The following is a 14,816-nucleotide window of genomic DNA, read 5'->3' as shown; positions in this document are numbered from 1 at the left end:
TAAAGTTAAAGCGGCATTTTTTTCAGTTCATTCGTCGTGAAATATAAATAGCTATCCTGCACAAACAAATCCTTCGTTTCTTCCCTATTTAATATTTTTTCCCCGCTTCCATCCGGACGAATTTTCGTTAAATACGCTCCGTGTGAATAATTACTAAAATATAACCAGCCATCTGCATAAACGATATACTGTGCACGTGAATTAGAGACTCGTTTCGATTTCCCTGTTTTTACATCAAGCACGTACAATTTATTATCATCAGAGATATTACTATAAAATATTTGTTGCCCTACCTGTGTAGCGAAATCTATATTGTGAAAGTAGTTATACATTGTACTTGTAGCCTTCGGGTAGTCCTTAGCAATCCACGTATGATCTTTTGCCATCGTTCTATCATCCACTAAGAAATATTGATAGCGAACCGCCCCTTTACGATCAGGCACCGGGTCATTCCATGTTGTATCGAGGTGATACCATCGACCATCCAGTTTTACTAAATTCCAAGCATGTCCTTCCTGTCCGACATAGCCCACTATATATTTTGTTTCTATACCTAGCTTTTGTAACATCGAATGAGCCAGTAATGCATAGCCCTGACAAACGCCACCATGTTCTGCAAGCACTGTATAAGCGCTATGTGGACTTGAATTCGTTTGATCCGTATAGGCGGTATTGGTTACAATATAATCATTAACAGCCCTAACCTTTTCAACATCACTTAATGATTTTTTATTGATAGAGGCTACAATCTCTTGCACATTCATGCCAACGAATGCTGCCTGCTCTGGTGTCATTAAATAACTTTGCTCCCCAAATATTTTGGCCGTTGTTCTTCCATATTCGAAACGAATTGAATGTTTACTAATATGTCCATATACATAATCATCTCGTTTTATAGCATTTTCATAGGCTTCTTCCACTAGCTGTTCAATCCGTTTTGTATCGCCTTTATATTTAATCTCAAAATTAGGTGAAAAACTACTGTAGTACGCATACATCGCGTCAGCCATTTCCTTTGCATTTGTTACAACTAACTTTGCTTCAGGCTTTTTGGCTAAAGGAGCTGTAGCGGCTACCCCTTCTTCAGAACTTTCTTCTATAGGTGTGGCCGTTTCAATGGAGGTATTCTCTGAAAGCTTTGCAGTAACGTCTATGATTTTTTCCTTTGTCGAAAGAAGCATCGTTTCTATTTCATCATTATTTGCCCAAGTGATCACTTGTTGTACAACTGCTTTACCAGCCGTATAAATAGGGTCAATAAAAATAATGATCATTACGATAATAGCTAGTTTTTTCCACAAAATCCTCACCTCCAACCGTGTTCCTGTTTTCATTATATACAAAAAAAGCACAAAGAACTCACTTAGAAGTCCTTTTGTGCTTTCATTTTTTAATAGATAGGGATATTTGAATCTTATTTTATTTTAAGCTTCTGATCTTTCCCCTTAACACTATAAACTAAATACTTATCATTAATTCTTAAATCAGTAACCGCTTGCTTCACTAGCACCTCAGTTTTTAATGTTTTAAGATTTAATTTTGTTAAATAACCACTATTGCTGTAATCACTGAAATATAAAAAGTTATCCGCTCCTGTAATATACAAGGCACGCTTATCAATGACCTTTGTTTTCTTACCAGTTGCTAAATCAAGCTTATACAATTTATCTTTATCTGCCTTATTACTAAAATACAATGTTTTATTAACCTGATGGGCAAAATGGACATTTTGCATATAGCTATATTTTGTACTTGTTGCAGCAGGATAATTCGAGGCGATCCATTTATGATCTTTCTTAAGCTGTGCATCTGTTACTAAGAAATAATCGTACGAAGAAGTGCCAAAACGATTTGGTAATGGATCATTCCATGTTGTATCTAAATGATACCATTTACCATCCACCTTTACTAAATTCCATGCATGTACCTCGTTACCATTAACTTTTCCAACAACATACTTTACATCGAATCCAACTTGTTTCAACATTTTATAAGTTGTTAACGCGTAGCCCTGACATACTGCTTGTCCTTCCATTAACAATGCGTAAGCACTATGGGAACTAGCCTTTGTTTTAGTACCATATGTAGTATTTGACACAATATAATCATTAATCGCTTTTACTTTTTCGAATTCGGTCATAGAAGGTTTAATAATCGTTTTTACTATTTGATCAACCTTTTTTTGTACGGCTACTTCTTGTGTTTGGTTTGTCAAATATTTCACATTAAACTGTACATTGCCTGTTGAGTCTGTAGAAATAGATGTACTTTCCATATGCTCACTCGCATAGACTGCTTGCCCCTTTGCTTTTTCAAAGGACTCCATAAGTTTCTTTTTAAAATCAGTCATTGGTCCACTATATGTAATTTTAATTTCCGGAGCGAAATTATTTAATTGCTTCACGATTTCTGCTGTGAATTGATCCCAAGTAGATACTTTCGTATTAGCTACTACATGATAAGCAATCGCTGAGGAAGTATTTACTGAACGAGTATCTGCATTTTGAGCATAAGCTGCTGTTGGGCTTAACATCAGTAATGCGGCACCGCTTATTATCCATCTTTTCACAATAAATCACCTTACCATTTGTTATATTCTTGTAATTAGAATAACAAAGGAAAGGACTATAAATCTATCGGACAAGTTCACTAACTGTGACTTTTAACCATTTATGCAAAACACAATGCATAGGCACAAAATCCCATTTATAAAATATAAGTATCGAATCGAACTATATATTTGCAAAAAAATGAAAACCCACTTATTTAAAAGTGGATTTTCTATAGATAGACTTCTCTTTTTTTAACGGCTTTTTACGACTAAATTTACTGCTTCTTGAATCGCTTCATTCATTTTCTCGCCATCGCCTTCAGCATTTTGTACACATTCTAAAAGATTCGTACTTACAATGACACCAACTGTACGATCTACTGCTGAACGTACTGCAGATAATTGAGTAATGACTGCCTTACAGTCCTTTCCCTCTTCCATCATTTTCAAAATTCCACGTAGCTGACCTTCCATTCGTTTTACACGGTTTTTTACTTGATCTGAATATTCCATCATTATCATTGCTCCTTCTTTCCATACTCGCTACGTTCTTGAGTAATTATTATTCTTTATCTAGCACATTATTTCAAACATTTATGCCTCGCCATAATTGCGTCCGGAGGCTTTAACGTATTCGTTATTTTTTCCTTGGTTTTAAATAATTCATAAGCATTTTCGCAATAATTGACCCTGCATTTGTTATTTCATCATACTGTATAACTGTATTTTTCTTTATTCGTAACTGACCTATCTCTACTTCAAAAATGGGACACTTTCTTTTAAGCGCAGCAACCAACATATTCGTGTCATAGTCATATCTTTCACCTTTTACTTTTATTAGCCATGGTAGCTCATTAAAAGAAATAAACCGTAAACCTGTTTGTGTATCCATTAGTTTTCTATGATAGAGGATTTCAAAAAACAAACTTGTTGCACGGTTACCCCAATATGATAAAAACGTGCTGTCTGCTGAATGAAAGTTTCGTACACCTAACACAATTCCTTCAGAAAATACCTTTGTCATTGTTAAAACTAGCGTTACATCTTGTAAAGTATGCTGTCTATGAGCGCCTACTGTAATGACACCTTGAAATTTCTCCTTTTGAGCCATTACATAGTCAAAGGCTGTTTTTAGTGCGCCTCCCTTACCAATATTATTGCTATGCTCTAGCACTCGACAGCAGTCAATCTTTTTCAACTCCTCAAAAACAACTGTATATTTTGGATCGCTGCCATCATTGACAATAATAACTTGGCTAATGGTAGTGGCTAATAATTGATGGACATAGGTTATAAGTGACTGTTGTGGATTATATGCTGGTATAATTGCTGCAATATTTTTCATTATTTTTATCCCCCGGATAACATAAAACTTTGGCATATGCACTTTTTAGTAATTGCTACCTCGAATTTCTACAAATCTCCTTATACCACATAGTATCACGTAACGCGGACAATTCAACAATAACGCTATTTTCCCGATATATGAAAAAAGAAGACATCAATCCCGATTTCGAGGATGAGAAGAAAAAGAGAAACTTTATGAGAGAGGTGAGTTCTATCGTCATACAATATGAAATTCTCCAAGATCAATGTAAGAAATTAAAAGCTTTGAGCTTCATTGAACTGGCAAAAAATTTACAGAATGCTAGCGAGCTTGCCATTGCAAAGCCAGCTCTATCTCTACAAAACTCACTCCTTGTACTGGAGAAAATTTTATATGAGCTTTATAAGTTGCAAATGCATTCCGAACCGAAACTAAAAAATATTCGATCATTACTTAATGATCGTAGCTTTGTTGCAAAAATTCATCCACGTCGTATCTATTTATTAATGAATCTTGTAAGTAAAATGACTTCTAGTAATAGTAGTGAAGTTGTGGAAGTAAAGGCAGCAAAAATTGTTCTCGATTATATAAGTGATATTGTAGAATGGTTTATCGAACGCTATGACCGTAGCTTAAAGGAAAAATTGATTCGCAAAGGCTCCCACTTCGAAGATATGACTTCAGTTTTTGATATAAATATGCTACTTCAAAATGACCAGTCAACCGAGGCCTATAAAAGTGCTGCCCATTGGTTTGAGCTTGCCGCAAAACAAGGGAATGCAAGTGCTCAATATAATTTAGGTGCTCTTTATAATCAAGGACGTGGTGTTAAGAAAGATTATGCAGTTGCAAAAATGTGGTATGAACGCGCTGCTGCGCAAAATGATGGAAATGCGCTTTATAGCTTAGGCGTGCTCTATCATTTAGGTCATGGTGTTGTACAAAATTATGAGGAAGCCGCTAAATATTATATAGCTGCTGCCCATTTAGAGAACGCAGATGCTCAGTACAATCTAGGTGTCCTATATAATCAAGGGCTTGGTATGCCACTAAATTTTACTGAGGCTGCAAAATGGTATATGCTAGCGGCGAATCAAGGCAATACAAGCGCCCAAAATAATCTTGGATTCCTTTATCATAACGGAACTGGCGTTGAGCAAAGCTATGAGGAATCTATAGCTTATTTTGAAATGGCTGCATTAGCGGGAGATGCAAGTGCTCAATATAATCTTGGTTATATGTATCTTAAAGGCCGCGGCATCTTGCAAGATTTTGAAGAAGCTGCAAGTTGGTTCCATTTAGCTGCTCTTCAAGACCATACAAATGCAGAATTTCAATTGGCCATGCTATATAACACTGGACAAGGTATTCCTCAGGATCACCTAGAGGCTATAAAATGGTTTAAGCTCGCAGCACACAAAGGACACTTAAATGCTCAGTACTGTCTCGGTATGCTCTGTGTTAAAGAAAACGATATAACTTTAGCTGAAAAATGGTTACAGTTAGCCGCTACCAAGGGACATATTAGCGCAGGCTTTGAACTTGGACGTATTTTTGTATACCATCTTCGGCAACCTGAGAAAGCCCTTCCTCACTTCAAAGCGGCCGCTGAAAAGGGTTATGCTAATGCTCAGTACGAGCTCGGATTATTATATGAAGCTGAATTGAATTATGTCGAAGCAGTAAAATGGTGGAGAGCTGCTACTGATCAGTCCCATATTCAGGCTGAATATCAATTAGGGTTATTATATGAGCACGGATTGGGGCTCGAACAGGACTTAGAAGAGGCACGGCGCTGCTACCGGTTAGCAGCCATCCAAGGACATTCAGGTGCTCAATATCAACTCGGTAATTTATTTGATAAGGGCAAAGGTGTCCATCAGGATTATACTGAGGCTGCAAAATGGATTGAACAAGCTGCCGCTACAGGACATCCCAAAGCACAATATCAATTAGCCCAAATGCACAGTCATGGACAAGGGGTGCCGAAGGATTTTAAGAAGGCTGCCCAACTGTATCGACTGGCTGCCAATCAAGGGCATCAAAAAGCACAATTCCAGCTTGGTATGCTTTACAAAAAAGGACACGGTGTTGCTCAGGATTATACTGAGGCAACAAAATGGCTTAAAAAGTCTCTTGAAAATTTAAAATAAAGGGCTTATTAGCCTAACGTGAGGTTGATTTCCGTTCCGGCTGGGCGCTTTCCTGGGGGCGTCCGATGAGCCGCTTCACTCGCTTTGCTCGCTCCAGGGTCTCGGGCCAATAGGATGCTGGTCACGAAGGCGTTATCACAGGACGTGATGCTTTTAGCCTTCGTTCCTCTATATCGCTGATCCCCAAGGAGTCGCCCAACCTCCACTCCAATCAACTTATGTATGACATATGTTTTAACAAAAGTCATCCCTAACTTTTAGTAATGAACCGAATAAAGCTATTTTTCCTAAAAAATACCGTGTCACCCCATAACGACAGTGACACGGTATTTTCTAGTTTTTCATTTCTTTGTTTGATTCACCATAAATGTTACAACGATGAATAAAGCAAAGCTAATTAATAGTGTTGTTCCACCTACTATAAAGAAGATCATTGTGAACGTACTACTAAATTAAATGGATTTAAATTGTAGAACCACATACAGGCGTATACCCCATTTTTGTTCAATAAGATAACCCCCTAAACTTTTATAACTTAGTCAGCAGTTTATCCCGTGAACATGAACTTTCATAAACTCCTCATTACAGTTTTGGTAAGTGAACACGGACCTTTGTGCCAGCATTCATAACACTGTCCATATGAACCGATCCTCCATGTAGCTCAGCAATTTGCTTCACAATGGCTAGTCCAAGCCCGGTACCTTGCTTAGTTCTAGACGTATCCACTCGATAAAAGCGCTCAAATACCTTTAGTAGTTGTTCAGCGGTCATTCCTATGCCACTATCTTCAAAGAGCACTTCAACTGAAGTTGAGGATTCTTGCAAATGAATATGAATTTCTCCACCTTCGACATTATATTTAATGGCATTCGTCAATAAATTATCCCAAACATTTTGTAATAGCCCTGCATCACCATCATATGTTACTGGTTCAAGCTGATACGATAATTGTACATTAGCTTCTTCAAGCTGCCAGCGATACTTTCTTACGGTTTCCTTTAATTGCTCATCTAAACGATAAGGTTCACACTTTAGCAACCTTGTAGATTGATCGAGTGACGTTAGTAATAGTAATTGCTTCGTTAATGTCGACAGACGCTTCGTTTCTAGCTCAATAATCGTTGTATATTCCTGCCTTTCCATATCGGTCAGCAAGGGATTCTTTAGTAAATCTACATAGCCTTGAATATTCAACAATGGCGACTGAAAATCATGAGACACATTACTAATAAACTCTTTACGCATTCGATCATTTTCTTGTAATTTTTCTGTCATAACATTAAAGCTAACCGCTAATTGTCCAATCTCATCTGCTCGATCTATATCTAGTAGCGTATCGAATTTTTCATGTGCAAGCTGATTAGTTGCTTCTGTTAGTTGTGTAATAGGGCGAATTAAAGCCTTAGCAAAAAGTAGCATTGCCAATAGACTAAGTACTGTCATCGCAAGAATAAGTCCACCAAGTATCGTATGTACCTCAGAAAACAACAAGCGAATATCTGGCCTAATAAACAGCGCATACTGCTTATTTTCATAAGTGAATGGCACACCTATCGTATTAATTAACTCATTCGCAAAAAAGCCTGTTACAAAAGTTTCTTTAGGGAAATCACGCATACCATGATAAATTTCTCCGTTTAAGACATGCTTGACTGTATTGGACGATAGCGTTTTATCACGATACTCACCACCGTAGAAATGTCCTTCATTATCAGTTGTTGCATAAATTTGATAACCTATTTCACCGAGAGTCGTTAAATAATTATTTAAATCGTCAGGCTTAGACGATTCAATGTATGTCGCAATATCTTGCGCAATCTTCACATTTTTAGCATCATTTTTTTCCTTCACAACTTGATGATAATAAATATTCGTCGCTAAAAAGCCGATACACAAGCTACCAATCATAACGAGTATCGTCGTGACAACAAATTTACTATATAACGTTTTCATCATGTAATAACCTCAAGCTTATAGCCAACGCCGCGCACCGTTGTAATCTCAACACCTGTTTCATAACGATGCAGACGCTCACGAATCCGCTTCACATGTGTAGTTAAAGTCTGTTCATCTCCATCGTAGTCATAGCCCCACACTTGTTCCATAATAAAGCTACGTGTAAACACCTGATTCGGGCGAGATGCTAGTAATGCCAATAGTTCAAATTCCTTTAAAGGTAAAACAAGTGTATCTTCCCCAATGACAACTTCAAAGCTTCGACGATCAATCACGATCCTGCCTACCTGGATGGTTACCTGATTTTTCTTATCTAATCTACGCAATATCGCGGCTATGCGGAACAGCAATTCTTTAGGTTCAAAAGGCTTCACAACATAGTCATCTGAGCCTGCCAAAAATCCTCGTTCCTTGTCTTCAAGCTCGCCTTTTGCTGTTAATAACAATACAGGTATATCGTAATCCGTGCTCAATGTCTTGGTTAATGTAAAACCATCCATTCCCGGCATCATAATATCTACAACAGCCAAATCAGGCAAGTTTCCTTCAAGTAATTTCAGGGCCTGTTGTCCGTTTTCCGCCTGTATTACCTGATAGCCCTCTCTTGTCAGATAAATATCCACTAGCTGTAAAATATGTACATCATCATCTACAACGAGAATTTTCATTCAGGTTTACCTCCATCCAACTTGTTTCCGGTCACTACTTTAACAAAAAATCCGCCCCATTCACGGACGATCTGCAAGTCTTGCAATGATCGCTTACAGGAATGTAACGAATTTTTAATAACTCCATGTTTATATTATAACGAAAAAAAAGAAATCAATAGCAATATAAATAACGGCAAGCCAATTACGATATAGCCTCGTGGATTTGCAAAATTCATCGTCCAACCGACCCCAAAGCGTTTCTCTACAAAAACGGAAGGATCTTGACGATTTATATAAATTAATCCGCCCTTCCAATAGCGGTCCTCATCAACATCCATTACTTCTGAAACCACATTGTCTCCATAGTTCACCCTCAGCTTACGTTTTTTCCATGCGTAAATAAGGACTGATCCAATAACAAGCAATAAGAACAAAATAAATACCGGTAATAGTCTTTTTCCTGTAGTCATTGAAGGATAGATATTGCTTAGCTGTAATACTGTAAATAATATAGTAAAAGCATAGCTTAATAACATAATGCTCCAGCTCATATACTTTCGACTTTTTAGCTGATCTTCCAATGATTCTTCCTTACGATTAACAGCCAACTTGATTGCTGAACGCTTTATAGAATCTACACTTCCCCACATCATACATTGCATCATCAGCATAACAAGCGGCAGTGAAACCGCAGTAAAATATGTTTTGCTTCTCCAAGAATCCGCTTCACCGTTAGGTCCCCAGTGCACAGCAATATGATCCGGTATTTGGTCATAATGGAGGAAAGTAAAGATAATTAAAAACACCGTAACGCCAAAAGGGATTACATAGAACGGCCACGGAAGCATTTCATCACGACTACGCGCCGTTAAGTCAACTGCACGCACTTGTTTGATAGTCAAACCCCATTGCTCTTCCTTTTTGAGTTTGGAAACCTTTTGGTGGTTTATCCAATATAAGGTCATGCTGATTGCAAGCATTGCAAATAAGCAGCTAAGTAGTAAAATACTTTGCGCGAACTCAGATAGTGCAAAGTATTCATAGCTAACGATCATTACCATGAATAACACAATACCAGAAATTCCAACGATTTGAGCATAATGCTTTTTCATCCTACGTAATGCCAGATGTTTTACATTTTGTTCAGGTATAGTAACGCCAAAAATGATTGTCTCGCGTACTATATACGGAACAAATACTTGTAGAGCTAAAGTTATGATGTAGACAGTTGAAAAAACGAAAAGTAGCATGTGCTACACCCCTTCTACAGGTATTTGTAAATCGGAAAAAACCTTTTTCATCATGTGCTCGATTTGCTCAACTGTTGCGCCGAGCACCATTCCTTCTACCACAACAGGCTTTAAGTTTTTTTCAATTTGTTGTAATTGTTCAGGAGTTAACGATCGCTCCTCTGTTGAACGAATAATAGCACCTGATTTGGCTCTAATTGTGATGATTCCTTTTTCCTCTAACTCATGATAGCTTTTATTAACCGTGTGCATATTTACACCCAGATCAGCAGCTAAATTACGTACAGATGGTAGAGTATCTCCAGGTTTCATTTCACCTCTTGCAATTCCCTCCATAATTTGTCGTGTTACCTGTTCATAAATTGGTACATCAGATTGTGGCTCTATTTGTATAAACATTCATATCATCTCCGTGATTGTTATATAAACAATATAACAAATAATCATTCTTTGTGCATAAAGAAAGAGATTGAATGTATGAACAATAGAAAAAGGAAATGTCTCAAGTTTAAATCGAGACATCCCCTTTTAACTGTAGTTATTTCTGAACTAATAATAAGATAAAAAAACACCTTACAAGCTCCCCATCTAAGCTCGTAAGGCATCTTTCACCCCATATAAATCTCTTTACTCTTATTAATAGACCCCTTTTTGTCACCGCGCTCACTTTTCTGTACTCGAACGGGGGAACAGACCCCGCTCGTACTTAGTGGAATAAGGTGGACTCCATTCGAGTTTAGTCCACAGCACTTTAGGAAAGTTTAGATATGTTCAATTAGTAGATTCGTATCTTAAACTAATTATGCCTCAGCAGCAAGTTAAGCTAATTTTTCGTAACCTGGAAGTGTCAAGAATTCCACAAATTCGTCTTGTTCAATTAAAGATTTAAACAGCTCAGCAGCTTCTTCATAGCGACCACTGTTATAGGCTTGTTCCCCAACAGCCTCTTTAATTTTCATAAGCTCTTCCTCCAGGATGTCTAGTACAAAGGACAATGTAATACCACGACCATCATCCAAGATACCTTTAGGGTGTCGAATCCATTGCCACACTTGCGTACGAGAGATTTCGGCCGTTGCAGCATCCTCCATTAAGTTGTTAATCGGTGCTGCTCCGTTGCCTCGTAGCCAAGAAGCAATGTACTGAACCCCTACACTACAGTTAATACGAAGACCTTCAAGCGTAATTGTCCCTTCTGGAACAGCTACTAAATCTTCCGCTATAACATTTACATCTTCACGCTTTTTATGGATTTGGTTTGGTGTCGTCATAATCGCATCAAACTGCTCCATTGCAGTTGCAACCATACCCGGGTGTGCTACCCAAGTACCATCATGGCCATCTGTTGCCTCGCGACGTTTATCTTCTGCAACCTTTGCAAACGCTACTGCATTTGCATCATCATCCCCTTTAACAGGGATTTGCGCTGCCATACCGCCCATCGCAGGAGCATTTCGTTTATGACATGTTTGAATACATAAAGACGTATATGCCTTCATGAATGGTACAGTCATTGTTACTTGCCCACGGTCTGGTAAAATTACATCCGGTTGATTGCGGAGACGTTTGATATAGCTGAAAATGTAATCCCAACGTCCACAATTTAGACCTGCTGAATGTTCACGCAGTTCATATAAAATTTCATCCATTTCAAATGCTGCTAAAATTGTTTCGATTAATACAGTAGCCTTAATTGTCCCTTGTGGAATCCCAATATAATCTTGTGCAAACACAAAGACATCATTCCATAAGCGTGCCTCCAAATGGCTTTCAAGCTTCGGTAGATAGAAATAAGGCCCCGTACCTTGTGCCAATGCATTTTTAGCATTGTGGAATAAATACAGACCGAAATCAAAGAAACTACCAGAGATCGGTTCGCCATCCACTAGTACATGCTTTTCAAGTAAATGAAGACCACGTGGACGAACTAATAACACAGCTGTGTTGTCGTTTAATTTATACGTTTTACCATTTGATGCTTGTGTAAATTCAATTGTCTTATTAATAGCATCACGCATATTAATTTGACCGCCAATCATGTTTTCCCATGTCGGAGCAGATGCATCCTCAAAGCATGCCATAAACATTCTTGCGCCAGAGTTTAATGCATTAATAACCATTTTACGGTCCACAGGTCCTGTAATTTCTACACGGCGGTCTTGCAAATCTTCTGGAAGTGGTGCAATTGTCCAATCTCCCTCACGGATATGCTTTGTTTCTGGTAAGAAGTCGAGTTTCTCACCTGCATCAAGTTGCTTTTGGCGTTCTTGACGAGTCTCTAACAGCTCTTTTCGACGAGCATCGAATTTTTCATGCAGGGCAAGAACAAACTCAAGGGCTTCTGGTGTTAAAATTTCTTTTGTTTGCTCGTTTTGTTCCCCAACAATTTTAAGCTTACCTGTTGTTGCTTGTTCCATTAGTTGTTTCCCCCACCTTTGCGATTTTAAGTAGTCATCCCCCGCTTTAGGAGGAGCGAGGGAGACTGATCTATGATTATGAATTTAGGAATACGCGTACTTTATGAAACTTTATACGAATTGCTCTGTTTCTGTAGAACCAGCCATCGCTGTTGTAGAAGAAGTACCACCAGAGATAACTTGAGATACATCATCAAAGTAACCAGTACCTACTTCACGCTGGTGACGTGTAGCTGTATAGCCTTTTGATTCTGATGCAAACTCAGCTTGTTGTAGCTTAGAATATGCAGCCATCCCATTGTCTTTATAATCATGTGCAAGCTCAAACATTGAGTGGTTTAATGCGTGGAAACCAGCTAATGTTACGAATTGGAATTTATAACCCAATTTACCTAGCTCACGTTGATACTCTGCGATTTCTTCTTCTGATAAATTTGCTTTCCAGTTGAATGAAGGTGAGCAGTTGTATGCTAGCAATTTACCTGGGAATTTAGCATGAATAGCTGCCGCAAATTCACGAGCTTCCTCAAGAGATGGTTTAGAAGTTTCACACCAAATTAGATCCGCATATGGTGCGTATGCTAAACCACGAGCAATCGCTTGTTTGATGCCTGGTTTTGTACGGAAGAAGCCTTCTGGAGTACGTTCACCAGTAATGAACTCAGCATCACGTGGGTCGATATCAGATGTTACCATATCAGCAGCATCAGCATCTGTACGAGCGATTAAAATTGTCTCAACACCCATTACGTCTGTTGCAAGACGGGCAGCAATTAAGTTACGAACAGCATTTTGTGTTGGAAGTAAAACTTTACCGCCTAAGTGACCACACTTCTTCTCAGAAGCTAATTGGTCCTCTAAGTGAACACCAGCAGCTCCAGCTTCAATCATACCTTTTACAAGCTCAAATACATTTAGAGGACCACCGAAGCCAGCCTCAGCATCTGCAACGATTGGAGCAAACCAATCAAACTGATCAACACGTCCCTCTGCATGATCAATTTGATCTGCACGTTGTAAAGCTTGATTAATACGCTTAACTACTGCTGGTACAGAGTTTGCTGGATATAAGGATTGGTCAGGGTACATTTGACCAGAAAGGTTAGCATCAGCAGCTACTTGCCAGCCTGATAAGTAAATTGCTTTTAGTCCTGCTTTTACCTGCTGTACCGCTTGATTACCAGTTAATGCACCTAATGCATTAATGAACGGTTCTTCGTGTAAAGAGTTCCAAAGTCGAGCCGCACCTTTAGTTGCTAAAGTTTGTTCAAGTACAACAGATCCCTGTAGCTTAACAACCTCTTCAGCTGAATATGCGCGTTCAATACCAGCCCAGCGAGGGTTCTCTGCCCATTGTTTTTCTAATGCTTGGATTTTTTCTTGACGTGTTGACATATTGAAATTCCACCTTCCCCTTTGTATACAATATACTCTGTTAAAAAACTTTTAATCTACTGTTCCATAACAGGTTTATTTGTTATAAATTAATATATAACAGTACATCTGAATTTTCATTATTTTTAGATAAAATACCAAATTTTAATGATGAAACCGCTTTTTTTAGCGACGAAATTTGGTAAACTGTTTACAAACAAGGGGGATATTCACAATGAACAATGAGTTTAATTCTTTGCCAAAAGATATTTCACAACAGTTTATTTCAATGTTAAAAGACTGGGTTCCAGCCAATTCATCCATTGCAATTGCTGCTGAAAACTCCTATATCTATTTTCATTCTGGACATCAAAACATTAACTTGGAAATTGGCCAACAAGTACAATCGGGAAGCATTGCGGAGCAAGTACTGCGTACGAGGAAACGAACAGACGCCGTTTTAGATAATTCATTATTTGAAACACCGTATTATGGGATAGGTTACCCTATAAATATTATCGATGTGCCTGCAGCACTCGTTGTAGTCTTACCTTCAACTTTTACCGAAAAGAAACTAGAGCCTTTTCAATTTTTAACTGGAAAGAAAGAAGAAGAATGGAATCCTGTTGCAATTGAAAAAATTTCTCATATTGAAAGCCTGCAGAAAAAAACGTGGTTTTATGTGGAGGGAGAACAATTTAAAACAAGTATTACACTGAAAGAACTTCAAATGCGTCTACCGTCATCATTTATTCGCATTCATAGATCTTATATTGTTAATATTCATTTCATAAAAAAAATGGCTCGTGATCTTACTTCAAATTTTATTGTCACTCTAAAGGATGGCAGTGAGCTACCCGTTAGCCAATCTTATTTGAATAATCTTCGAAACGCTCTTGAATTCTAGATTTTCACCTTGGCGAATTGTTGTTGCTGTCGCACAGTAAACAGTTGTTGCTGTAACACACTGCGAACTGACAGAAAAGGCTGTCCTATACATTTGTTGTATAAGACAGCCTAAAAAAATAAAAAAGCCTGAGGAAAATACTCAGACTTTAGATTGCCTAGCGACGTCCTACTCTCACAGGGGGAAGCCCCCAACTACCATCGGCGCTAAAGAGCTTAACTTCCGTGTTCG

The 14,816-nt window shown here is 38.2% G+C and carries 12 protein-coding genes and 1 rRNA gene; 2 read left to right on the top strand and 11 right to left on the bottom strand.

The annotated features are described in order from the left end of the window. Nucleotides 1-5: 5 nt before the first annotated feature. The 4 genes from MWJ95_RS21735 to MWJ95_RS21720 form a co-directional block, all read right to left on the bottom strand. Nucleotides 6-1,310, bottom strand: a complete 1,305-nt coding sequence (locus MWJ95_RS21735) for a transglutaminase domain-containing protein (RefSeq protein WP_249076156.1) — start codon at nt 1,308-1,310, stop codon at nt 6-8. Between the two features lie 104 nt (nt 1,311-1,414). Next, nucleotides 1,415-2,569 (bottom strand): transglutaminase domain-containing protein, encoded by a 1,155-nt coding sequence (locus tag MWJ95_RS21730; RefSeq protein WP_249107225.1) that lies wholly within the window; start codon nt 2,567-2,569, stop codon nt 1,415-1,417. A 234-nt stretch (nt 2,570-2,803) separates the two neighbouring features. Continuing rightward, a complete protein-coding gene (locus MWJ95_RS21725; RefSeq protein ID WP_053993550.1) occupies nt 2,804-3,064 on the bottom strand; it encodes a metal-sensitive transcriptional regulator in 261 nt (86 codons plus the stop codon). 124 nt (nt 3,065-3,188) lie between these two features. Then, entirely contained in the window at nt 3,189-3,896 is a 708-nt protein-coding gene (locus MWJ95_RS21720) for a glycosyltransferase family 2 protein (RefSeq protein ID WP_249107224.1), read from the bottom strand. Nucleotides 3,897-4,093: 197 nt separating this feature from the next. On the opposite strand from MWJ95_RS21720, the gene MWJ95_RS21715 reads away from it, so the two are divergent. Then, nucleotides 4,094-6,031 (top strand): SEL1-like repeat protein, encoded by a 1,938-nt coding sequence (locus MWJ95_RS21715; protein WP_249107223.1) that lies wholly within the window; start codon nt 4,094-4,096, stop codon nt 6,029-6,031. 582 nt (nt 6,032-6,613) lie between these two features. Here the strand turns inward: MWJ95_RS21715 and MWJ95_RS21710 are convergent. From MWJ95_RS21710 to aceA, 6 genes are all read right to left on the bottom strand, one after another. Beyond that, complete coding sequence (locus tag MWJ95_RS21710; protein ID WP_249107255.1) at nt 6,614-7,984, bottom strand: sensor histidine kinase; 1,371 nt, start codon at nt 7,982-7,984, stop codon at nt 6,614-6,616. Then, the gene (locus MWJ95_RS21705; RefSeq protein WP_249076160.1) at nt 7,984-8,655 is read right to left on the bottom strand and encodes a response regulator transcription factor; all 672 of its coding nucleotides are present in this window, start codon (nt 8,653-8,655) and stop codon (nt 7,984-7,986) included. Before MWJ95_RS21705 ends, MWJ95_RS21710 begins: the two co-directional genes overlap by 1 nt. A gap of 134 nt (nt 8,656-8,789) precedes the next feature. After that, on the bottom strand, nt 8,790-9,887 hold the full coding sequence (locus tag MWJ95_RS21700) for a DUF1648 domain-containing protein (RefSeq protein WP_249076161.1): 1,098 nt from the start codon (nt 9,885-9,887) through the stop codon (nt 8,790-8,792). A 3-nt stretch (nt 9,888-9,890) separates the two neighbouring features. Then, a complete protein-coding gene (locus MWJ95_RS21695) occupies nt 9,891-10,286 on the bottom strand; it encodes a GntR family transcriptional regulator (RefSeq protein ID WP_249076162.1) in 396 nt (131 codons plus the stop codon). A 419-nt stretch (nt 10,287-10,705) separates the two neighbouring features. Then, nucleotides 10,706-12,304 (bottom strand): malate synthase A, encoded by a 1,599-nt coding sequence (gene aceB / locus MWJ95_RS21690; RefSeq protein WP_249076163.1) that lies wholly within the window; start codon nt 12,302-12,304, stop codon nt 10,706-10,708. A gap of 111 nt (nt 12,305-12,415) precedes the next feature. Further along, nucleotides 12,416-13,699, bottom strand: a complete 1,284-nt coding sequence (gene aceA, locus MWJ95_RS21685) for an isocitrate lyase (protein WP_249076164.1) — start codon at nt 13,697-13,699, stop codon at nt 12,416-12,418. A gap of 214 nt (nt 13,700-13,913) precedes the next feature. Between aceA and MWJ95_RS21680 the strand changes: the two genes are divergently transcribed. Further along, on the top strand, nt 13,914-14,585 hold the full coding sequence (locus MWJ95_RS21680; protein ID WP_249076165.1) for a LytTR family DNA-binding domain-containing protein: 672 nt from the start codon (nt 13,914-13,916) through the stop codon (nt 14,583-14,585). Between the two features lie 155 nt (nt 14,586-14,740). Here the strand turns inward: MWJ95_RS21680 and rrf are convergent. Continuing rightward, a 5S ribosomal RNA gene (gene rrf, locus MWJ95_RS24765) occupies nt 14,741-14,816 on the bottom strand; the annotation flags it as partial.

It is taken from the genome of Lysinibacillus sp. Bpr_S20, assembly GCF_023337835.1.
In the GTDB taxonomy this organism is placed as follows: domain Bacteria; phylum Bacillota; class Bacilli; order Bacillales_A; family Planococcaceae; genus Lysinibacillus.
The sequence above is the reverse complement of the archived record's forward strand: the minus strand, read 5'-3'. Positions and strand labels throughout refer to the sequence as shown.